This is a genomic window from Pseudomonas sp. LBUM1651, assembly GCF_059716135.1.
The window spans coordinates 997,784-1,019,069 of the sequence record NZ_CP166805.1 but is presented as its reverse complement, the minus strand read 5'-3'; the positions used below and the strand labels follow the sequence as shown (position 1 = coordinate 1,019,069).

The following is a 21,286-nucleotide window of genomic DNA, read 5'->3' as shown; positions in this document are numbered from 1 at the left end:
GTGGCGAGGGGGCTTGCCCCCGTTGGGGTGCGTAGCGCCCCCAAAAAACCGACAACGCGGTCAATCAGGCAAAACGCGTTTGCTGGTTTTACGACTGCTTCGCAGCCGAACGGGGGCAAGCCCCCTCGCCACAAGGTCTGTGCGAGACGCAAGTTTTTGTGTGTTACGCCCCCCGGTTTTCGGTGGGGGGTTTGGGGGGGCCGTTGGCCCTTGACTGTTGGTTAAACATGGAGAGACCGGGATGGTATTTTCATCCAACGTGTTCCTGTTTTTGTTCCTGCCGATCTTTCTCGGCATGTACTACTTGAGCGGAATACGCTATCGCAACCTGCTGCTGCTGATCGCCAGCTATGTGTTCTATGCCTGGTGGCGCGTGGACTTCCTCGCGCTGTTCGCCGCCGTCACGCTGTGGAACTACTGGATCGGCCTCAAAGTCGGCGCCGCAGGCGTCAGGACCAAACCGGCCCAGCGCTGGCTGCTACTGGGCGTGGGCGTCGACCTGTGCATTCTCGGCTACTTCAAGTACGCCAACTTCGGCGTCGACAGCATCAACGCGATGATGACGTCGGTCGGTCTGTCGCCGTTCATCCTGACCCACGTGCTGTTGCCGATCGGGATCTCGTTCTACATCTTCGAGTCCATCAGCTACATCATCGACGTCTACCGGGGTGACACACCGGCGACCCGCAACCTGATCGACTTTGCGGCGTTCGTGGCGATCTTCCCGCACCTGATTGCCGGTCCGGTGTTGCGTTTTCGCGACCTTGCCGACCAGTTCAACAACCGCACCCACACCCTCGACAAGTTCTCCGAAGGTGCCACGCGGTTCATGCAGGGTTTCATCAAGAAGGTCTTCATCGCCGACACCCTCGCGGTGGTGGCCGACCATTGCTTCGCCTTGCAGAACCCGACCACGGGCGACGCCTGGCTCGGCGCCCTCGCCTACACCGCGCAGTTGTACTTCGACTTCTCCGGTTACAGCGACATGGCCATCGGCCTGGGCCTGATGATGGGTTTCCGCTTCATGGAAAACTTCAAGCAGCCTTACATCAGTCAGTCGATCACCGAGTTCTGGCGTCGCTGGCACATCAGCCTGTCCACCTGGCTGCGTGACTACCTGTACATCACGCTGGGCGGTAACCGCAAAGGCACGCTGATGACCTATCGCAACCTGTTCCTGACCATGCTGCTCGGTGGTCTGTGGCACGGCGCGAACATCACCTACATCGTGTGGGGCGCGTGGCACGGCATGTGGCTGGCGATTGAAAAAGCGCTGGGCCTGAACACCTCGCCGCGCAGCATCAACCCGATCCGCTGGGCCCTGACGTTCCTGCTCGTTGTCATGGGCTGGGTGATCTTCCGCTCGGAAAACCTGCACGTCGCCGGCCGTATGTACGGCGCGATGTTCAGCTTCGGCGAATGGTCGCTGTCAGAACTCAACCAGGCCAGCCTCACCGGTCTGCAAGTGGCAACTCTGGTGGTGGCTTACATGACCCTGGCGTTCTTCGGCATCCGTGACTTCTACACCAACCTGCCGCCTGAGAAGACCAAGCCTGTTGTGAACGTCGAGGCCGATGGCCCGGCCACCGCTACCCCAGGAATGATCAAAGCCGTACCGGGCGACAACCCGGGCAGCATCCACGAGCCTGGCTACACCGTCGGCGTTGAAGCGACCGTGCAACCGGCCTACTGGACGGCGGACTGGTCGCGTTACGTGATGCGCACGCTGGTACTGGTGCTGTTCATCGCTTCGATTTTCAAACTCTCGGCGCAAAGCTTCTCGCCGTTCCTTTACTTCCAGTTCTGAGGGATCTGACCATGACCCGCTCATTACGCATTCTCTACATCGGCCTGTTCCTGCTGACCTTGCTGGTGCTGGGCGTGTGGTCCACGCGCAGTTTCCTCGGGTTCAACACCAGCGCCGAAACCACCGTGCTCAACGGTCGCTGGACCAAAGCCGTCGAGACGCACTACGACGACGAGTTCCCGATCAAGCGTCTGGGCACCAATCTCTGGGCCGCGCTGGATTTCAAACTGTTCAACGAAGGTCGTCCGGGCGTCGTGCTCGGTCGCGATCAGTGGTTGTACAGCGATGAGGAATTCAACCCGATCGTCAACGAAGAACTGAACCTGCAAGGCAACTACGCGCTGGTTGAAGGCGTGCGCCAGGAACTGAAAGCCAAAGGCGTGAAACTGGTGATGGCGATCGTGCCGGCCAAGACTCGCCTGTACCCGGAACACCTGGGCGAAGTGAAGCCTTCGAGCATTCACGCCAACCTCTATGAGGACTTCCACGCCCGTGTGGCGGCCAACAAGATCATCGCGCCCGACCTGTACGGCCCGCTGCTGAAGGCCAAGCTCGACGGTCAGCAAGTGTTCCTGCGTACCGACACCCACTGGACCCCGGAAGGCGCGCAAATCGCCGCCGAGACCCTGGCCAAGACCATTGCCGAAAAAGCCCCGCTCAGCGGCGAGCCACAGCGCTTCGTCACCGAGCCGGCAGAGAAAGTGACCCACAAGGGTGACCTGCGCTTGTTCCTGCCGCTCGATCCGCTGTTCGAAAACCTGATGCCGGCGACCGAACCGTTGCAGAAACGCAACACCGTGGTCGCCGACGATCAGGCTGGCGGTGATGACGCGCTGTTCGCCAACACCGAAGTGCCAGTGGCCCTGATCGGCACCAGCTACAGCGCCAACCCGAACTGGAACTTCGTCGGTGCGCTGAAAGAAGCGCTGCACAGCGACGTGGTCAATTACGCCGAAGACGGCCACGGCCCGATTCTGCCGATGCTCAGCTACCTGAAAAGCGATGCTTTCAAGAACAGCCCGCCACAGGTGCTGATCTGGGAGTTTCCTGAACGTTATCTGCCTGTGAACAACGAAATCGGCGACGCCGACCCACAGTGGGTCGCAGAGCTCAAAGAAGCCGGCGCCCGCCAACAAAACGTAGCCGCAAACACTAAATCCGAGACGCCCGACCGGGCGCAAAACTGAAAGAGAGAGGTACTTCCATGACTTTCACTACTACTCCTCGCCGTCTCGCCGCTAGCTCCTTAAAAGCAGTTGCTCTGGCCGCGACCTTCAGCGTCCTTTCCATGAACGCCTTCGCCGGTGACGCCGCGCTCTACGGCCCGACCGCACCGAAAGGCTCGAGCTTCGTGCGTGTCTACAACGCCGGTAACGCTGAAGTCAGCGCCACCGTCGGCACCACCAACCTGGCCGAAGTCGCGCCGCTGTCCAGCACTGACTTCAGCTTCATGCCGGGCGGCGACTACAGCGCCAAGGTCGGCAGCCAGACCCTGCCGGTGAAACTGGCCGGCGATCACTATTACACCCTGGTCAACAACGCCAGCGGCGCGCCGCAACTGATCGAAGAGCCGCCGTTCAAGAACAAGCAGAAATCCCTGGTTCGCGTACAGAACCTGAGCGACAAGGCCCTGACCCTGAAAACCGCTGACGGCAAGACTGAAGTGGTGCCATCCGTGGCCGCCAAGGGCCGTGGCGAGCGTGAAATCAACCCGGTCAAAGTCAGCCTGGCCCTATACGATGGCGCCACGAAAGTGGGCGACGTGAAGCCGGTTGCCCTGGAACGCGGTGAAGCGGCGGTGCTGTACGTCACCGGCAACGGCAGCAGCCTGTCGCCAGTCTGGGTAAAACGCCCGGTTTCGACGCGCTAACACATTTTCCCGGACTGACCCATGTCCCCCTGTAGGAGCGAGCTTGCTCGCGAAAAACGCAAGGGCAACGCGTTTATCCAGACAGCACGCGTTTTCGTTGACGTCCATCGCGAGCAAGCTCGCTCCTACAAGGGACCGGGGTGTCAGTCGGGACACGGAATAAGAACAAGAGTGAAACGACAGAACGCAGTAGCTCTGACCCATACGATTTTCAAGGAGTAACAACATGATTCCGGTGATCTTGTCAGGTGGTAGTGGCTCACGTCTTTGGCCGCTTTCCCGTAAGCAGTTCCCTAAACAGTTCCTCGCCCTGACCGGCGAACACACGCTGTTCCAGCAAACCCTGGAACGCCTGGTGTTCGAAGGCATGGACACCCCGATCGTCGTCTGCAACAAAGACCACCGCTTCATCGTCAACGAGCAGCTGAGCAACCGTAAGCTGGAAACCCAGCGCATCCTGATGGAACCGTTCGGCCGCAACACCGCGCCGGCCGTGGCCCTGACCGCGATGATGCTGATCAACGAAGGTCGCGACGAGCTGATGCTGGTGCTGCCAGCCGACCACGTGCTGGAAGATCAGAAAGCCCTGCAACGCGCCTTGGCCCTGGCCACTGTCGCCGCCGAAAACGGCGAAATGGTGCTGTTCGGTGTGCCGGCGACCAAACCGGAAACCGGCTACGGCTACATCAAGTCCACCAATGACTCGCTGCTGCCGGAAGGCGTCAGCCGCGTCTCGCACTTCGTCGAAAAACCGGACGTCAAACGTGCCACCGAGTTCGTCGAGTCCGGCGGTTACTTCTGGAACAGCGGCATGTTCCTGTTCCGCGCCAGCCGCTTCCTCGAAGAGCTGAAAAAACACGATCCGGACATCTACGACACCTGCCTGCTGACCCTTGAGCGCAGCAAACAGGACGCCGACACCGTCACCATCGACGAAGCCACCTTCGCCTGCTGCCCGGACAACTCCATCGACTACTCGGTGATGGAAAAAACCCAGCGCGCCTGCGTCGTACCACTCACTGCAGGCTGGAGCGATGTCGGTTGCTGGGCGTCGCTGTGGGAAGTGAATGACAAAGACGTCAACGGTAACGTCACCAAAGGCGACGTAGTCATTCAGGACAGCAAAAACTGCATGATCCACGGCAACGGCAAACTGGTGTCGGTGATTGGCCTGGAAAACATCGTGGTCGTCGAAACCAAGGACGCCATGATGATCGCCCACAAGGACAAGGTCCAAGGCGTGAAACAGATGGTCAACACCCTCAACGAACAGGGCCGCAGCGAAACCCAGAACCACTGCGAAGTCTATCGTCCGTGGGGCTCCTACGACTCGGTGGACATGGGCGGGCGCTTCCAGGTCAAGCACATCTCGGTCAAACCGGGCGCGTGCCTGTCCCTGCAAATGCACCACCACCGCGCCGAACACTGGATCGTGGTCAGCGGCACGGCTGAAGTGACCTGCGACGAAAACGTGTTCCTGCTGTGTGAGAACCAGTCGACTTACATTCCGATTGCTTCGGTTCACCGTTTGCGCAACCCGGGCAAGATTCCACTCGAGATCATCGAAGTGCAATCGGGTAGTTATCTGGGTGAGGACGATATCGAGCGGTTTGAAGATATCTATGGTCGTTCGACCCCAATCGAGCGCGGCGTGTCGGTGAAAACCATCGCGCAGTAAGCGTTCAGTAAAACGAAAAGCCCCCGTCCAGCACGCTGCGTTTCCCTATCCGCAGCGGGTTGGGCGGGGGCTTTTTTTGTCTGAGTGTTTTGTGTTGCCTCGACTGGCCTCATCGCGAGCAGGCTCGCTCCCACATTTGACCGAGTTCTTCCTGGAGAAATGGGATCGAATGTGGGAGCGAGCTTGCTCGCGATGAGGCCAGACAGAACACCGCCAACATCAAGCCCATCGCCACCTCACCTGCGCTTAGGTAGGATGACCTTCTCCCCTCCCGAGGTTGTGCGTCATGTTCATCGGCGTCCTGCTGGTCATCACCTGGCTGATCCTGTTGCTGCGTTACCCGGCCAAGGCCTTACCCGTGTCGGTCGCGGCCGCCATTGGCTTGGGTCTGGTGGCCACTTGGGTGATCTGGATGGACAACCGCGAGGTCAAGCAACTGGCACGTCTAGAATTACGTATCACCTATGCACCGGAGCACTGCCCGGCGGATCGCCCATTGCAGCTGACAATGAACAACGGCAACGACGTGCCGCTGACCGAATTGCGTTGGCGCATCGCCGCGTATGCACCGGGCGATACGGTCAATCTGGCCGACAATCAATACACTGCGCCGCGTTATCGCGGCCCCGGCGAATTGCAGGCGGGGGCGAATTGGGAAGATTGCTTGCCCATGCCGCCGCTGCGTCCCGGTTATCGCCCGCAAACCCTAGAGTTTCGCGCCGAGCGATTACAGGGTAGTTTCTCTGACTAGTCCCTTTTTTCTCATCTGCACAAGGAATGCGCCATGCCCATTGCATTGATTACCGGTTGTTCCAGCGGCATTGGCCGCGCCCTGGCCGACACTTTCAAAGCGGCCGGTTACGAAGTCTGGGCGAGCGCCCGCAAGGCTGAAGACGTGGCGGTTCTGGCGGCGGCCGGTTTCACCGCCGTGCAACTGGACGTCAACGATGGCGCGGCGCTCGACCAGTTGAGCGAGCAGATCAATCAACAGCATGGCGGCCTCGACGTGCTGATCAACAACGCCGGTTACGGCGCGATGGGGCCGTTGCTCGACGGCGGTGTGCCGGCCCTGCAGCGGCAGTTCGAGACCAATGTGTTTTCCATTGTCGGCGTGACGCGTGCGCTGTTTCCGGTGCTGCGCCGGGCCAAAGGGCTGGTGGTGAATATCGGCAGTGTGTCCGGGGTGTTGGTCACACCGTTTGCCGGCGCGTATTGCGCGTCGAAAGCGGCAGTGCACGCCTTGAGCGATGCGTTGCGCATGGAACTGGCGCCGTTCGGTGTGCGGGTCATGGAGGTTCAGCCGGGCGCCATCGACACCAGTTTTGCCAAGAACGCCGGGGCTGAGGCCGAGCAATTGATCAGCGAACAATCACCGTGGTTTCCGTTGCGTGAAGGTATTCGGGCACGGGCCAACGCATCCCAGGGCAACCCGACCCCGGCCAATGAATTTGCCGCCAGTTTGCTCAAGGCTGTGCAGCAGAGCAAACCGCCGCGACTGATTCGTTTGGGCAACGGCAGCCGGGCGATGCCGTTGTTGGCCGGGTTGGTGCCGAAAGGGTTGCTGGAGTCGGGGTTGAGGAAGCGATTCGGGTTGAGTGGGCATCTCTGAGACCGAGCTATCGTTCTTCGCGGGCAAGCCTCGCTCCTACAGGTCAAGCAGCGCTCTCTGTAGGAGCGAGGCTTGCCCGCGAAGGCGTCAGAATAGGCTCAGCAGATTTTTCAGGAAATGACATGACCGACTACACCGAATACTTCGACGAAGTGATCCAGGCGCATGTCGCCATCGAACAATGGCTGGCCGAAGAACGGGACGCCACCGAACTTGAACACCTGCTGACACGTTTTTCGCCGCAGTTTTCCATGGTCTCGCCGTTGGGCCGGGTGCTGGATTTTGCGGCGTTGGAAGAGTTGTTCATGCTGGCGGGCGGCAAGAAACTCGGGTTCCGGATTGAGCTTGGCGAGTTACGTGGCCTCGCGTTACATGACGGCGGTGCAACCGTGAGTTACCGCGAGCAACAGTCCGATGCCACCGGCCTGCACTCGGATCGGCGCTCGACCGTGGTGTTTGAAAAGCGGGCAGATGGCAAGGTGATTTGGCGACATTTGCATGAGACGTTTTGCTGACTACGACAACTGTAGGAGCGAGCTTGCTCGCGATGGACGTCAACGATGATGCGTACATTCTGAATACACGCGGTGCCCTCTCGTTCATCGCGAGCAAGCTCGCTCCTACAATGAGTTGACGACCACCGTGCACGTAATCCCCGCCGCCAACAGCACCCCCTCCGGCACTTCATCAATGTGAATCCGCACCGGCACGCGCTGTGCCAGGCGCACCCAGTTGAAGGTCGGGTTCACATCGGCGATCAGCTCACGACTTTCCGGATTGTCACGGTCGTAGATCCCGCGAGAAATACTCTCCACGTGCCCCTTCAATACTTCGCCACTCATCAGCTGCATGTCGGCCTTATCGCCCACCCGCACGTGCGGCAGCTTGGTTTCTTCGAAGAAGCCGTAGACCCAGAACGAGTTCATGTCGACCACGGCCATTTTCGCTTCGCCGATGCGTGCGTAGTCGCCACGATGGACGTTGAGGTTGGTCACATAACCGTCCACCGCCGCCCGCACTTCGGTGCGTTTGAGGTTCAGTTCGGCCGCTTCCAGTTGCGCTTGCGCATGCTGGTAATCGGCGAGGGCCGAGTCCGCGATGTTGCTGGCGTCGTCGCGGTTTTCTTTGGAGATCACCAGGGCATCCATGTCGGCGCGGCGATGGGCGTTGACCTTGCGCATCTCCCAGGTCGACTTGCGTGAAGCCACCAGTGCCTGCGCCTGTTTGACCGCGATGCGGTAGTGCTCGGGGTCGATGCGCATCAGCAGGTCGCCCTTCTTCACCTGTTGGTTGTCGCGCACCGGCACGTCCACCACTTCCCCGGTGACGTCGGCGGCGACGTTGATGATGTCGGCGCGCACCCGGCCGTCGCGGGTCCACGGCGTGTTCATGTAATGCACCCACAGGGTCCGGCCGATCCATAGCGCGAGGGCCAGCACCAGCAGAGTCGCGAGCAGGCTGAAAAGCTTTTTCATCGGGGCCTTCTTCAGTGATAGAGAGTCAGTGGTAGAGAGTCAACGGTAGACAGTCAGCGCCAGGGCGCCAAACAGACAGGTAAACAGACTCAGGCGCAGCAGCGCCGGGTGCCAGAAAAAACGGTACAGATCGAACCCGGACAGGAACCGGTCGAGCGCCCAGGCCAGCGCCGCGGCGATGAAAAACATCAGCGTCATGGTCGGCATGTACACGCCGTGGAAGGCGATTTCACGAGGCATGTTCAAGTCCTTGAGGCGGGGTGTTCATGTAAGCAGCGAGCGGTGATTGCGGGTCGAGCAACGAGGTGCGGATGAAGTGCAGGTAGCTCTTCACCCGACGCAATGCCGAGGTATCGAAGTGCGGGGCGAAGGGTTCGTCAGTGGCTTGTACGCGGCTGATCGCATGGTCCACCGCGATCAATCCGCGTTCCAGATTGCTCTGGCTCGGTTGCAGAAACAGCCGCACCAGCGAGCGGCCCATCACGCGGATGGCCTGGCGCCACGGCTGCGATTCGGCATACGCCGGGTGCACTGGAAGAATCGCCTGTTCCTTGCGCAGCTCGAGGATCGCGTGACCGACCTCCAGCACCACCAACATCCAGCGCAGCAAGTCCCGCTGCACCTGCGGCTGGCCGGCCGCGAGACCGTAGGCCTGGTGCAGCAAGTCCCGCGTGCGGCTTTCAAAACTTGAGGCCAGGCCTTTGAGTTTGCCGCTGATCGCGTACACCACCTGCCCGCGCAAATCCTGTTCCAGCCGACGCCACAACCAGCGGCTGTTCGGCGGCAGGATAATCGCCCCCGCCGCCGCGCACACCAGCATGCCGAGCACCATGGCGATGTAGTCATTGATGAAGGTGTAAGGGTTGTACACGGTAAGGTTGTCCGGCACCGACCCGGTGCTGAAGAAAATCAGCAAGCCGAGGCCGATACCGGCGTATTGCGGGCGCGAAGTCAGGAACGAACCGAGCACGATCACTGGCGCGAGCATCACGCACAGCAGTGGAAAACCGTCGATCCACGGGAAGATGAAAAACATCTCGACGAAGCCGATCAGCGCGCCGAGGAACGTGCCGCAGGCCATCTGAAATGCCATGCGTTTTGGATTGGGTGTCGCGGCGGACAACCCGACAGTCGCCGCTGCAATCAGGGTCATGGTTGCCCCGCTCGGCCACGCCGTTACGACCCAATAGCTGCCGAGCACGACCAGAATGAACGCCGCGCGAATCCCCGAAGCGGCGGATGCCGTCCAGTTGGTTTGGGGGGTAAACGGTTCGTCCCATTGCTCCCGTTCATGGCGGTGATCGGCCAGGGACGCGTGGGTCTGTGCATAACTGTGCAGGTCGTCGACAAAGCGGTAGAGCAGCTCGTACGCGGTGTGGAAATCGAGCAGTTCGGCGTCGCTCGGGTTGCTCTCCTGAAAGGTCGCCCGCAGGCTGCGAACCCTTGCCGGCAGCCCTTCCTTGTAAACGCTCAGCGCTATGACCAAACGTGCCGCATCGGGGCTGGTCAAGGCACGACCACTGAAGCCGTCGAGCACTTCAGCCAGGTCCTGCAAGCCCGGTTTGATTGCCGCGACCACGTGATCGGCATCGCTGCTGCGCAAGCGCTCAAGCAATTGGTGCAAGGCGTTGAAGCGCGTAGTGATGCCCATGAATTCGCTGTTCAGACGACTGAGCCGACCGTTGCGCCGGCGCATGTGCGGGTCTTCGAACACGGTGACGCTACGTAGCCCTTCCAGGCCGACCGCCTCGGCGATGAAGCGCACGTTGCTCGCTTCAAAAGCGTCCCGTTTGCTGCGACCGCGCAAGCCATCGGTGACGAACAAGGCGAACACGCCGAAGCGCTGATACAAGGCGTTGCGCATCGCTGCGCTGGCGGTTTGCGGCATGATCGCAGCGCTGACCACCGTGGCGCAGAGAATCCCCAACGAGATTTCCAGCACGCGCCAGACCGCCGCCAAGAACGCGCCGTCCGGGTGCGCCAGGGCCGGCAACCCGACCATCGCGGCGGTGTACCCGGCCAGCACAAAACCATACGCGCGAAAGTTGCGATACCGCGCCGCACCGGCCGAGCAGATACCGACCCAGATCGCCAGCGAACCCAGGAATAACTCGGTGTTTTGCGCGAACAAGGCAATCAGGGCGACCATCACGGCCGACCCGGTCAAGGTGCCGAGAAAGCGGTAGAAACTCTTGGCGAACACCTGACCGCTTTGCGGCTGCATGACGATGAACACCGTGATCATCGCCGTGCGCGGTTGCGGCAATTCCAGACGCATCGCCAGCCACAGGGTCAGGAACGCGGCGAACAACACCTTGAAAATGTAGACCCAGGTCACGCCGTCACTGCGTGCCCAGTCGAAGAAACCCCGGCGCCAATCAAGGGAGTAGAGCCAGCGCAGCGGTGCGGGCAAGGGCGTCATAAATTCCTGCTCAATGAAACCTGTGGGAGCCAGCCTGCTGGCGATAGCGGAGTGTCAGTCGACATCAATGTTGACTGTGCTGCCCTCATCGCCAGCAGGCTGGCTCCCACAGGTGTTGTGTTCAACGCAAAAGGCTCGGGGTTTTCGGCACTTGAGTCTGTTCGGAGTTCGGCACGTCGTTACCCGCACCAAGACCACCGCCGAGCGCCGTCACCAATTCGGCGTGAGCACTGAGCCGCGCAGCCTGGACTTGCTGCTGGACTTGCTGCTGCTTGAACAACAGGGTCTGGGCATTGAGCACGTTGAGGTAATCGGTGAGTCCGCGTTGATAAGCGATCATCGCGATGTCGTAGGTCTTCTGCGCCGTAGCCACGGACTCGGCGGCGAAGGTTTGCTGCTTGTCCATGGACTCGCGGCGGATCAACTGGTCGGAGATGTTTTTCAACGCGTTGACCAGGGTCTGGTTGTATTTGGCCACGGCGATGTCGTAACCGGCAGAGGCTTCACCCAGCTCGGCACGCAAACGGCCGCCGTCGAAAATCGGCAGCGAGATCGCCGGGCCGACGCTGTAATTGAGTTTCTTGCCGGTCAAAAACTCCAGCGCCCCGCCGCCGGTGGCCATGTAGCCGAGGCTGCCGACCAGATCGACGTTGGGGTAGAAACCGGCGTGAGCCACATCGATGCCCCGCGCCTGGGCCGCGACTTGCCAACGACTGGCGACCACGTCCGGGCGTTGGCCGAGCAATTGCGCGGGCAGCGACGACGGCAATTTCAGCGCCGTGCCCAACGCCAGCGTCGGCCGCTGCAACTGTGCGCCGTCGCCCGGCCCCTTGCCTGCCAGGGCTGCGAGCTGGTTGCGGCTGAGGGCTATCTCTTCATCAAGGGCATCGAGCTGGCGGTGGGTTTCCGGCAGCGGCGTTTCGGCCTGGCTGACTTCGAAGTGCGTGCCGATGCCGCCGTTCAGACGCTTCTGTGCGAGGTCGAGAATTTGCTGTTGCTGTTTCAGGGTCGCAGCAACGATGTCCCGTTGCGCGTAATGCAGCGACAGTTCGATGTAGGCGCGCACGATATTGTTCTGCAGTTCGAGCTGCGCCAGGCGCGCTTCAGCGACGCTCATGTGCGCCATATCCACGGCGCGCTCAGTGGCATTGCTTTCGCGGCCCCAAAGGTCGAGGGCGTAGCTGAAGCCCAGCGCAGCGTTGTTGTCCCAGGTCGTCGTGTTGGCCAACTCACCCGGCCCGTAGAACTGATCGGTGGGCCAGTTGTGGCGCTTGAGGGTGGATTCGCCGTTGATCTGCAGCGACTCGGCGGATTCGGCGATGCCAGCCATGGATTTGGCCTGACGCACTCGCGCGGCCGCCATGGCCATGGTCGGGCTGCCTTGCAGGGCGAGGTCGATCCAGCGGCTCAGTTGCGGGTCGCCGTAGGCTTGCCACCATTGTGCGGTGGGCCAGTGAGCGTCCTGCGCGGCGCTCTGGATGGCTTCGTCGGTGGCCAGTGAATTGGCCTCCAGTGCCTTGCCCTGCGGGGCAATACCTCCGGTTCCGATGCAGCCGCTGATTGCCAGGGTTAAAGCCAAAACACTGAGCGTCTGAAGCGCTCTGCTGATGCGACGCGGCACTGCTGCGATTTCCTGAAAGAGAGGAGGTTGTAGGAGCCGGCGCAATCTTAGAGGTGGGGTTGATTGGCGATAAGCCGGGATTCCTGTGAATCTTTGTTACCGTTAACGCGATAATCCCTTGGTCGGGGTCTCAGACTCTGAAACTTCGTGTCACAATTTGCCATCGCACCCGAGAGCACCCCATGGACACTTTGCAAAACATGCGCGCCTTCAGTTACGTGGCCGAGGCCGGCAGCTTCACTGCCGCCGCCGTGCAACTCGACACCACCACGGCCAACGTCTCGCGCGCGGTCTCCAACCTGGAAGCCCACCTGCAAACCCGCCTGCTCAACCGCACCACTCGTCGCATCGCCCTGACCGAGGCCGGCAAGCGCTACCTGTTGCGTTGCGAGCAGATCCTGGCCTATGTCGAAGAAGCCGAGGCCGAAGCCAGTGACGCCCACGCGCGCCCGGCCGGGCAGCTCAAGGTGCACACCATGACCGGCATCGGTCAGCACTTCGTGATCGACGCCATTGCCCGTTATCGCAAGACTCACCCTGACGTGACCTTCGACCTGACCATGGCCAACCGCGTGCCGGACTTGCTCGACGAGGGCTACGACGTGTCGATCGTCCTCGCCAGCGAACTGCCGGATTCGGGTTTTGTGTCCCAGCGTCTGGGCATCACCTACAGCATCGTCTGCGCCTCGCCGGCGTACGTGAAAGCCAACGGCTGCGCGCACAAGCCCAGCGATTTGCTGAACCATGCGTGCCTGCGCCTGGTGAGCCCGGTGATTCCACTGGAGAAGTGGACCTTCGACGGGCCCGAAGGCCAGGAAATGGTCACCATTCAGAACTCGCCGTTTCTGGTGAACTCGGCGGACGCGATGAAGACCGCGATCACCAGCGGCATGGGCGTCGGCGTATTGCCGGTGTATGCGGCGATTGAAGGGTTGCGTAACGGCTCGCTGGTGCGGGTGATGCCGAACTACCGGTCGCAGGAACTGAACCTGTACGCGATCTACCCCTCGCGGCAGTACCTGGATGCGAAGATCAAGACCTGGGTCGAGTATTTGCGCGGGTCGTTGCCGGATATTCTGGCGGCGCATCAGGCGGAACTGGCGGCGTATGAGTTGAGCGGGAGTCTGGCTGGGGCACGGTTGGCGAACTGAGCCCAATTTATTGTAGGAGCGAGCTTGCTCGCGATGGTCGTGAACGATAACGCGGCAAGCCTGACACCCAACGGCGATCTCAGGTTTTTCGCGAGCAAGCTCGCTCCTACACAAGGTCCGGGAAGAATGTTAGCGTGCTTAGCATTCTCCCCGCCCGACGAGCCCTCCTCCCATGAAAAAGACCGTCCTCGCCTTCAGCCGCATCACGCCTGAAATGATCGAACGCCTCAAGCAGGACTTCGACGTCATCGTGCCCAACCCGAAAAACGGCGACATCAACGCTCAATTCAACGAAGCCCTGCCCCACGCCCATGGCCTGATCGGCGTGGGTCGCAAGCTCGGCCGGGCGCAACTGGAGAACGCGAGCAAACTGGAAGTGGTGTCCAGCGTGTCGGTCGGCTACGACAACTATGACGTCGCCTATTTCAACGAACGCGGGATCATGCTGACCAACACGCCTGATGTCCTCACCGAAAGCACCGCGGACCTGGCCTTCGCCCTGCTGATGAGTAGTGCCCGCCGCGTTGCCGAGCTGGACGCCTGGACCAAGGCCGGCCAATGGCAAGCGACCGTCGGCGCCCCGTTGTTCGGCACCGATGTCTATGGCAAAACCCTGGGCATTGTCGGCATGGGCAATATCGGCGCGGCCATCGCCCGTCGCGGTCGGCTCGGTTTCAACATGCCCGTTATCTACAGCGGCAACAGCCGCAAAACCGCGCTGGAACAAGAACTCGGCGCGCAGTTCCGCAGCCTGGATGAGCTGCTGGCCGAGGCCGATTTTGTCTGCCTGGTGGTGCCGCTCAGTGAAAAGACCAAACACCTGATCAGCCGCCGAGAACTGGCGTTGATGAAGCCGAGCGCGATCCTGATCAACATCGCCCGCGGCCCGGTGGTGGACGAACCGGCACTGATCGAAGCGTTGCAAAATAATCAGATCCGGGGCGCCGGGCTGGATGTCTACGAGAAAGAACCGCTGGCCGAATCGCCGCTGTATCAACTGAAAAACGCAGTGACCTTGCCACACATCGGCTCGGCGACCCACGAAACCCGCGAGGCCATGGCCAACCGTGCACTGGCCAATCTGCGCAGTGCACTTCTGGGCGAGCGGCCGCAGGATCTGGTCAATCCACAAGTCTGGAAAGGCTGACCCTGGCCCCTGTGGGAGCGAGCCTGCTCGCGATGGTCGTCAACGATAACGCGGGAAACCAGATGCCCCGCGGTGGCCTTGAGTCCATCGCGAGCAGGCTCGCTCCTACAGGGTATTCTCTTAAGCCAGCTTGCCGTGTCCTGGCACCATCGGCGCCTTGGGTTTACGAAACACCAGCACGTTGCCCAGCATCACCATCACCAGCCCCACCAGCGCCGGTGCGGTCCATTGGTAGCCTTCGACAAACGCCGACACATTGAGCGCCACCACCGGGAACAACACCGTGCAATAGGCTGCACGCTCGGGGCCCATTCGCCCGACCAGCGTCAGGTAGGCAGTGAAACCGATCACCGAGCCCGGAATGACCAGGTAAAGCAACGATCCGATGTAACGCGCATTCCATTCCATGTCGAACGGAATGCCTTTGACCAGGCACCACGCCGACAGCATCGCCGCGCCGTAGGCCATGCCCCAGGCGTTGGTGGTCAGCGGCTTGAGACCTGCCTTCTGCTGCAGGCTCGACAACATGTTGCCCGCCGAGAAACACAGCGTTCCGAGCAACGCCAGACCCAGGCCCAGCAAGGTTTCCGGGCTGGCGGTGTGGCCGGCCAGTTCTGGCCAGAACAGCAAACCCAGCCCCAGCAAACCGAGTGCACCACCCAACAGGACGTTGCGGGCGATTTTCTGGCCGAAGAACACCCGCGCGTTCAGGGCATTCCATAGCGTCGCGGTGGAAAACACGACGGCCACCAGGCCACTGGGTATCCACTGGCTGGCGGTCAGGAAGCACATGAAATTGATGCAAAACAGGCACAGCCCTTGCGCCAGACAAATCAGGTGCCCGCGACGGTTCATCACTTGCAGCTTGCGGCTGAGCAACAGCATCACGAACAGCACCAGCGCGGCGAGGCCGAAGCGATAGACGATCGACACCGGAATGGCCACCACCCCCAGTTGCCATTTCAAGGCAATCCAGGTGGTGCCCCAGATCAGCACGGTCAGCAAGTACAGCGAAAGGTTCATGGCCAAGGACTCCGGGAAGTGGCAATGCTGTTTGCTTCTGTGGCGAGCGAGCTTGCTCGCGTTGGGCTGCGCAGCGGCCCCTTTGTGAGTGCTGCGCACTCAAGCGGGAGCAAGCTCCCTCGCCACAGGGCATTGCCTAGTTAGGGGTTCAGTGTCCTTCGCGCAATCCTTTTGCACTTGCATAAACTTGCGCTTTTGTCGGCGCAGAGGCTGGCAGGCCAACGTCTACGGAGTAGGATGCAAAGCGTTGGAGAGAACCGATCATGCCCGCACTGGAAACCCTGCAAGTCTTTCAAGCCCTCAACCGCTCGCCCAATGCTCGCCTCGAGCACAGCGCCGAGCTCGGTGACGGCATGGCTGCAGCCTTGTGGAGCAACCATCACGACGCCCAGGACTACGAAGCGCCGAGCCACCATACCTTGTCCTGCTACATCGCCGGCGGCACCGGCACCTTTCGCCGCGACCAGCCTGGCACCAAGGGCGGCCCAGACAAGCTGTGCATCCTGCCCGCCGACCATCAGTCAGGCTGGGTGATCAACGGCGACATTCGCCTGGCCCATCTGTATTTCAGCCCCGAACAGTTCGCCCTCGGCTGCGTCACGCTGCTGGACCGCGAACCTCGCGAGCTGCAGTTGCGCGAAGGGACCTTTCTCGACGACCCGCAACAAGCACGGCGCTTTCGCCAGATGCTCACACTCAACTGGGATGAACCCGGCGAACGCCTGCTCACCAGCAGCCTGGCCCATGAAATGCTCAGCCACGTGCTGCTCGGCCAAGTCGGGATGCGCGACGGTTTGCGGCTCAAGGGTGGGTTGGCTGCACATCAGCGACGGCAGTTGGTCGAGTTCATCGACAATCAGTTGGCCGAAGCCATCAGCCTGGGGCAGTTGGCGGGTTTGTGTGCGCTGTCGGAGTATCACTTTGCGCGGATGTTCAGAGAGAGCTTTGGTTTGCCGCCGCATCAGTATGTGTTGGCGCGGCGGCTGAGCCGGGCGCGGGAGTTGCTGCGGACGACATCGCAGCCATTGGGGGAGATTGCGCTGGCGTGCGGGTTTGCCAGTGCGAGTCACTTTACCAACCGGTTTCGCCAGGTTCTCGGTGGGACGCCTGGCGAATATCGGCAGGCGTTTTTGCGGTAGTCCTGAAATCTTCAGCGCCTGTGGTACCGCCTTCGCGGGCAAGCCTCGCTCCTACAAGGACGGTGCCGAACCTGTAGGAGCGAGGCTTGCCCGCGAAGAACGATAACGCGGTCTCTGATCAGAACTCCAAAGTGCTAGATAGCGACACCTGCCGCGAATCCCCCATCGACACAAAGAACCGGCTCGCCGCCGACGTGTAATAGGTGCGGTCAAACAGGTTTTTCACGTTGAGCTGAAACTTGACCTTCTGCCCTTCGACCTTGGTGTCGTAGGTGGCGAATGCATCGGCCACGGTGTAGCTCGGCAGATCAAAATCATTCACTGCGTTGCCCGCCCGCTCACCGACATACCGCGCGCCCGCGCCGACCCGCAACTGATCGCCACCCACGATGGTGCCAAAGTCATAGACCGCCGACAGCGAGCCGGTGTTCTTGGCGACGTTTTGCAGTTTTTTGCCTTTGTAGGTCGGGTCCTCGGTCACTTCGGCATCGGTGTAGGCATAGCTGCCGATCATGCTCCAACGGTCACTGAGCTGGCCGGTCAAATCCACTTCCAGCCCACGGGAACGCACTTCACCGGCAGCGCTGTAGATCGTCACCGGGCCTTCGGAATTGGCCACCAGCACGTTGCGTTTCTTGATGTCGAACAGCGCGACGTTACCCGTCACACGGCCCGGAATATCCAGCTTGGCGCCGACTTCCCAGGACTTGGCTTCTTCCGGTGCAACGCTGCCGTCGAGCACGGTGCTGCTGCCGCTCAACGGGGCGATGGTCGAGTTGGGTTTGAACGATTCGGTATAGCTGCCATAGAACGACAACGCGTCGGTGTAGCGGTACACCAGACCGGCGCGCGGCACCCACTTCTGGCCGTTGCTGTCGGTGTTGGCCTTGAACGGCACGCCTTTGCCGGCGTACTGGTCGTACTCCTGGAAACGTCCGCCAGCCACCAGAATCCACTGGTCGGTGAGGTGGATCGAGTCCTGCAGGAACAGCGAATCGCTGCGCAGCAAATCGGTCTGCGCGCTGTCGGCCGGGCTGACGGTGGTGCCGGCGACTTCACGGCCATAGACCGGGTTGAGGTAGCTGAAGGTGGTCAGGCTTTTCTGGCGGATCAGGTCTTCGCGGTAGATCTTGCGGTACTCGTCATCGACGCCGAACACCAGGTCATGCTGCATGCCCAGCACATTGACCTTGCCTTCGAGGCTGGCGGTGGTGAAGCGGTCGGTGCTGATCGCGTTTTGCGTGCCGTCCATGCTGCGGGTCAGCGTGCCTTTGGCGGTGTTGATGGCCGTGACGCGCACCTGGCTGGCGTCGTAGGTTTCACGGTTCCAGCTGTAGCCGAAGTGAGCTTTCCAGTTGTCGTTGAGCTCGTGGTCGGCCTCGAAGTGATACAGGTCCGAGCGCCCTTCCATGTTGTTGAACGGCTCGTCGAGGCGACGATCGCGGGAGATGTCCAGCGGATGGTTGTCACGCGGGTCGATCAGCGTGCCGCGGTCGAACGGGGTCAGGAACTCACGGTGTTCATAGGCGAACAACAGCTTGGTGCTTTCACCGAACCAGGCCAGGGATGGCGCCACCAGGGTCTCGCGGTGGGTGCCGAAGTTGCGCCAGTAATCTTCGTCTTCGTGGTCCAGCACCATGCGGTACGCCAGCCCGGAATCACCGAGCGCGCCGGTGCTGTCGAGGCCGCCACCGCTACCGTTTTTGCCGTCGCCGTAGGTCGAGCCGCGCAGGGTCAACGCGTTGTACTGCTCGAGTTCAGGTTTCTTGCTGACCATGTTAACCACGCCGCCCGGGTCCTGGATGCCGTAGAGCAAGGAGGCTGGGCCCTTGAGCACTTCGACCCGATCGACCGTGGCGTTGAGGCCACGGCCCTGCACCACTGGCATACCGTCGCGCATGATCGAGCCGTTGCGGTTGTCGCCGAAACCGCGGGTCATCACCGAATCCTGGGTGCTGCCCAGCGTGTTGCCCTGGGTGATGCCGCTGACGTTGGCCAGCGCGTCATCGAGGTTGCGCGGTGCCTGGTCACGAATGACCTGGGCCGGGATCACGTTGACGGTCTGGGGAATTTCCTGGAGCAAGGCCGACGAGCGCATCACCGAACTGGTGGGCGGCGGCTGGTAGCTCATGGTTTGATCCATCACCGAGGTGATGGTGGTCGCGCCCAGGTTCAGGGCGCCTTCGGTGGGCTGCGGTTCCAGCGCCAGGGTGTGAGCATCGGTGCGACGGAAGGTCAAACCCGAACCGCTGAGCAAACGCTGGATCGCCTGTTCGGCGCTCATCTGCCCGCTGACGGCTGGCGCGGTAATGCCGTATGGCGCTTCGTCGGTGTAGACCACGCTGATGCCGGTAATCCGGCTGAAGTCGCTCAAGGCCTGAGGCAGCGGTTTGGCGGCCATCGCAAAGTTGAACTGCGAACGCTGCTGCGTCGTGCCGGCCTCAGCGGCCAATGCCACGCTCAATGGCAGCAACGCCAATGCCGAAACAACCAACGCCGAGGCACCCAACCACTGTTTGACCGAACCCGATTTTGCCCTGGACTTCATTGCTCATGACCTGTGTAGAACCGCTACGGATGCGAATGACTCGCAGTTTCAGTCACTACACGGATGGGGCTTGGGTTTACCTCACCAGAAAGTTGAAAATAATTTTCCCTTGAGGAATTTGGCGTCTGATCTGCCGTCATCGCGAGCAAGCTCGGCTCCTACAGGGGATGTGTGTTGATCACAAAAATGTGGTTCGACACCGATCCCTTGTAGGAGCCGAGCTTGCTCGCGATGAGGCCAGCAGCCTCACCGCAAAATAATCAAATGCCCCAAAACGCTATGCTGCTCAAACCCCATCACCCCCTGCAACGAACTCAACACCGCCAGAGGATCCTTGCCCGGAAAACTGCCACTGACCCGCCGCGCCGCCAGTTCATCATTGAGCAGCACAATCCGCCCCGGGTAATAACGGCGCAAATCCTGCACCACATCGGCCAGCGGCGCCTTGTAGTAGTTGAGCCAGCCCTGGCGCCACGCCAACTGCGCTTCGCTGTCCACTGCCTGCAGTTTTTCCGCCGCACCTTCGCCGTAAGCCACTTGTTGGCCGGCGGTCAGAATCTGCTGCTCGGCGTGCTTGTCCGCCGTCACGCCAACCCGGCCGGACAACACCGTGACCTGAGCGCCATGGGGTTGCAAACGCACTTCAAACTGCGTGCCCAGCACCCGTGCCTGACCCTTTTCCGCATCCACCACAAACGGCTCGCCCGTGTGCGTCACGCTGAAGAAACCGGCGCCGCGACGCAAATGAACGTGGCGCTCGCCCCGACTGAAATCCACGGCGATGGCACTGTCGGCATCCAGGGTGACTTGCGATTGATCCGCCAGCGTGACGGTGCGAATTTCCCCCGGCGCCGATACATAATCAGCGCCAAGATCGTCGACCCATCGCATCGGCTGCCAGCCTGAACCGAGGCTGATCATCAACAACAGGCACGCCGCCATCGCCAGCGCACCGGACCAGCGCCGAACACTGCTGCGACGCGATTGATTCATGGCGTTGAGGTAACCCTGCAAGGCAAACGCGTCTTCGTTGGCCAGCGTGCGCGCCGGCACTTCGCTCAATTCCCACACCACTTGCGCCTGGGCGTAGGCCTCGGCATGGGCCGGGTCGGCTTGCAGCCAATGGCTGAACGTGGCCTGGTCGCCGCTGCTCGGCTGGTCATGCAACAGACTCAACCAGGCGAAAGCGGCCTGTTCCTGAGCGGGCGTCGGGGTGACGCGGTCAAGCTGATTCACGGTGCTTTCCTTGGCGTGCGCGGTTCGGGATCCCGCAGGCTGGCCTTGCAGGCTTCGAGGGCGCGCATCATATGTTTTTCCACGGCACTTTGGGACAACCCCATGGCCTTGGCGATCTCGGCGTATTTGCGGCCGTGGATGCGGTTGAGCAGAAAAATCTGCCGCGTGCGCTCGGGCAACGCGCGCAACGCCGCTTCGACGTGGCGCAAATCATTGCCGGCCTCCAGCGCAGCCTGGGGTTCACTGCCGTGGCTGTCGGGCTGATCCGGTTGCCAGCCTTCATTGACCCGCACGCGCGTGCCTTCGCTGCGCAAGTGGTCGATGGCGATGTTGCCGGCGCAGCGCAACAGGTACGTGCTGAGCTCTTCGACCTGCACCAGCGGCCGGCGCCAGAAGCGCAAAAACAAGTCCTGCACCAGGTCTGCTGCCGTTGCCCGACACCCGACACGACGGTTCACCAGCGCTTCCATTTGCGAACGCTGGGACAAGAACACCTGCAGGAAATGCGCACGCGCTCCGCGAGGTTCGTCGTCGTGGGAATCAGGAGGACTGGTGATCAT

The 21,286-nt window shown here is 61.2% G+C and carries 18 protein-coding genes; 10 read left to right on the top strand and 8 right to left on the bottom strand.

Features of this window, described 5'->3' with window-relative positions:
• Positions 1–241 precede the first annotated feature (241 nt).
• From ACA066_RS04645 to ACA066_RS04615, 7 genes are all read left to right on the top strand, one after another.
• A complete protein-coding gene (locus tag ACA066_RS04645) occupies positions 242–1,807 on the top strand; it encodes an MBOAT family O-acyltransferase (RefSeq protein WP_497698309.1) in 1,566 nt (521 codons plus the stop codon).
• A gap of 11 nt (positions 1,808–1,818) precedes the next feature.
• Positions 1,819–2,994 (top strand): alginate O-acetyltransferase, encoded by a 1,176-nt coding sequence (locus ACA066_RS04640; protein WP_497698308.1) that lies wholly within the window; start codon positions 1,819–1,821, stop codon positions 2,992–2,994.
• A 17-nt stretch (positions 2,995–3,011) separates the two neighbouring features.
• Positions 3,012–3,677: an alginate O-acetyltransferase AlgF gene (locus tag ACA066_RS04635; RefSeq protein ID WP_497698307.1), complete on the top strand. Its 666-nt coding sequence runs from the start codon at positions 3,012–3,014 to the stop codon at positions 3,675–3,677.
• Between the two features lie 226 nt (positions 3,678–3,903).
• Positions 3,904–5,355 carry a mannose-1-phosphate guanylyltransferase/mannose-6-phosphate isomerase gene (locus ACA066_RS04630; protein WP_497698306.1) on the top strand — a complete coding sequence of 484 codons (1,452 nt, stop codon included), beginning with the start codon at positions 3,904–3,906 and terminating at the stop codon, positions 5,353–5,355.
• 286 nt (positions 5,356–5,641) lie between these two features.
• A complete protein-coding gene (locus tag ACA066_RS04625) occupies positions 5,642–6,106 on the top strand; it encodes a multidrug transporter (RefSeq protein WP_461951808.1) in 465 nt (154 codons plus the stop codon).
• Between the two features lie 33 nt (positions 6,107–6,139).
• Positions 6,140–6,964 (top strand): SDR family oxidoreductase, encoded by an 825-nt coding sequence (locus ACA066_RS04620; protein WP_497698305.1) that lies wholly within the window; start codon positions 6,140–6,142, stop codon positions 6,962–6,964.
• Positions 6,965–7,086: 122 nt separating this feature from the next.
• The gene (locus tag ACA066_RS04615) at positions 7,087–7,479 is read left to right on the top strand and encodes a DUF4440 domain-containing protein (RefSeq protein ID WP_497698304.1); all 393 of its coding nucleotides are present in this window, start codon (positions 7,087–7,089) and stop codon (positions 7,477–7,479) included.
• A gap of 105 nt (positions 7,480–7,584) precedes the next feature.
• Here ACA066_RS04615 and ACA066_RS04610 read toward each other — a convergent pair whose 3' ends face one another.
• From ACA066_RS04610 to ACA066_RS04595, 4 genes are all read right to left on the bottom strand, one after another.
• The gene (locus ACA066_RS04610) at positions 7,585–8,439 is read right to left on the bottom strand and encodes an efflux RND transporter periplasmic adaptor subunit (RefSeq protein ID WP_497698303.1); all 855 of its coding nucleotides are present in this window, start codon (positions 8,437–8,439) and stop codon (positions 7,585–7,587) included.
• A 39-nt stretch (positions 8,440–8,478) separates the two neighbouring features.
• The gene (locus tag ACA066_RS04605; protein ID WP_007896379.1) at positions 8,479–8,679 is read right to left on the bottom strand and encodes a DUF1656 domain-containing protein; all 201 of its coding nucleotides are present in this window, start codon (positions 8,677–8,679) and stop codon (positions 8,479–8,481) included.
• Entirely contained in the window at positions 8,669–10,861 is a 2,193-nt protein-coding gene (locus ACA066_RS04600) for an FUSC family protein (protein ID WP_497698302.1), read from the bottom strand. The genes ACA066_RS04605 and ACA066_RS04600 overlap by 11 nt, the downstream gene beginning before the upstream one ends.
• A gap of 121 nt (positions 10,862–10,982) precedes the next feature.
• Positions 10,983–12,482 carry an efflux transporter outer membrane subunit gene (locus tag ACA066_RS04595; protein ID WP_497698301.1) on the bottom strand — a complete coding sequence of 500 codons (1,500 nt, stop codon included), beginning with the start codon at positions 12,480–12,482 and terminating at the stop codon, positions 10,983–10,985.
• Between the two features lie 182 nt (positions 12,483–12,664).
• On the opposite strand from ACA066_RS04595, the gene ACA066_RS04590 reads away from it, so the two are divergent.
• Together ACA066_RS04590 and ACA066_RS04585 are read left to right on the top strand one after the other, a co-directional pair.
• On the top strand, positions 12,665–13,633 hold the full coding sequence (locus ACA066_RS04590; protein WP_497698300.1) for a LysR family transcriptional regulator: 969 nt from the start codon (positions 12,665–12,667) through the stop codon (positions 13,631–13,633).
• A gap of 172 nt (positions 13,634–13,805) precedes the next feature.
• Entirely contained in the window at positions 13,806–14,780 is a 975-nt protein-coding gene (locus ACA066_RS04585; RefSeq protein WP_084318172.1) for a 2-hydroxyacid dehydrogenase, read from the top strand.
• A gap of 120 nt (positions 14,781–14,900) precedes the next feature.
• Here ACA066_RS04585 and ACA066_RS04580 read toward each other — a convergent pair whose 3' ends face one another.
• The gene (locus tag ACA066_RS04580) at positions 14,901–15,803 is read right to left on the bottom strand and encodes a DMT family transporter (protein ID WP_497698299.1); all 903 of its coding nucleotides are present in this window, start codon (positions 15,801–15,803) and stop codon (positions 14,901–14,903) included.
• Between the two features lie 263 nt (positions 15,804–16,066).
• Between ACA066_RS04580 and ACA066_RS04575 the strand changes: the two genes are divergently transcribed.
• The gene (locus ACA066_RS04575) at positions 16,067–16,942 is read left to right on the top strand and encodes a helix-turn-helix domain-containing protein (RefSeq protein ID WP_497698298.1); all 876 of its coding nucleotides are present in this window, start codon (positions 16,067–16,069) and stop codon (positions 16,940–16,942) included.
• Between the two features lie 118 nt (positions 16,943–17,060).
• Here the strand turns inward: ACA066_RS04575 and ACA066_RS04570 are convergent, their stop codons facing one another.
• From ACA066_RS04570 to ACA066_RS04560, 3 genes are all read right to left on the bottom strand, one after another.
• Entirely contained in the window at positions 17,061–19,490 is a 2,430-nt protein-coding gene (locus tag ACA066_RS04570; protein ID WP_497698297.1) for a TonB-dependent siderophore receptor, read from the bottom strand.
• Positions 19,491–19,736: 246 nt separating this feature from the next.
• The gene (locus ACA066_RS04565) at positions 19,737–20,726 is read right to left on the bottom strand and encodes a FecR family protein (RefSeq protein ID WP_497698296.1); all 990 of its coding nucleotides are present in this window, start codon (positions 20,724–20,726) and stop codon (positions 19,737–19,739) included.
• On the bottom strand, positions 20,723–21,286 hold the full coding sequence (locus tag ACA066_RS04560; protein ID WP_497698295.1) for an RNA polymerase sigma factor: 564 nt from the start codon (positions 21,284–21,286) through the stop codon (positions 20,723–20,725). The genes ACA066_RS04565 and ACA066_RS04560 overlap by 4 nt, the downstream gene beginning before the upstream one ends.

Coding starts and splice junctions, on each gene's coding strand:
- ACA066_RS04645 (WP_497698309.1), top strand. CDS start 242: ATGGTATTTTCATCCAACGTGTTCCTGTTTTTGTTCCTGCCGATCTTT.
- ACA066_RS04640 (WP_497698308.1), top strand. CDS start 1,819: ATGACCCGCTCATTACGCATTCTCTACATCGGCCTGTTCCTGCTGACC.
- ACA066_RS04635 (WP_497698307.1), top strand. CDS start 3,012: ATGACTTTCACTACTACTCCTCGCCGTCTCGCCGCTAGCTCCTTAAAA.
- ACA066_RS04630 (WP_497698306.1), top strand. CDS start 3,904: ATGATTCCGGTGATCTTGTCAGGTGGTAGTGGCTCACGTCTTTGGCCG.
- ACA066_RS04625 (WP_461951808.1), top strand. CDS start 5,642: ATGTTCATCGGCGTCCTGCTGGTCATCACCTGGCTGATCCTGTTGCTG.
- ACA066_RS04620 (WP_497698305.1), top strand. CDS start 6,140: ATGCCCATTGCATTGATTACCGGTTGTTCCAGCGGCATTGGCCGCGCC.
- ACA066_RS04615 (WP_497698304.1), top strand. CDS start 7,087: ATGACCGACTACACCGAATACTTCGACGAAGTGATCCAGGCGCATGTC.
- ACA066_RS04610 (WP_497698303.1), bottom strand. CDS start 8,439: ATGAAAAAGCTTTTCAGCCTGCTCGCGACTCTGCTGGTGCTGGCCCTC.
- ACA066_RS04605 (WP_007896379.1), bottom strand. CDS start 8,679: ATGCCTCGTGAAATCGCCTTCCACGGCGTGTACATGCCGACCATGACG.
- ACA066_RS04600 (WP_497698302.1), bottom strand. CDS start 10,861: ATGACGCCCTTGCCCGCACCGCTGCGCTGGCTCTACTCCCTTGATTGG.
- ACA066_RS04590 (WP_497698300.1), top strand. CDS start 12,665: ATGGACACTTTGCAAAACATGCGCGCCTTCAGTTACGTGGCCGAGGCC.
- ACA066_RS04585 (WP_084318172.1), top strand. CDS start 13,806: ATGAAAAAGACCGTCCTCGCCTTCAGCCGCATCACGCCTGAAATGATC.
- ACA066_RS04580 (WP_497698299.1), bottom strand. CDS start 15,803: ATGAACCTTTCGCTGTACTTGCTGACCGTGCTGATCTGGGGCACCACC.
- ACA066_RS04575 (WP_497698298.1), top strand. CDS start 16,067: ATGCCCGCACTGGAAACCCTGCAAGTCTTTCAAGCCCTCAACCGCTCG.
- ACA066_RS04570 (WP_497698297.1), bottom strand. CDS start 19,490: ATGAAGTCCAGGGCAAAATCGGGTTCGGTCAAACAGTGGTTGGGTGCC.
- ACA066_RS04560 (WP_497698295.1), bottom strand. CDS start 21,286: ATGATCACCAGTCCTCCTGATTCCCACGACGACGAACCTCGCGGAGCG.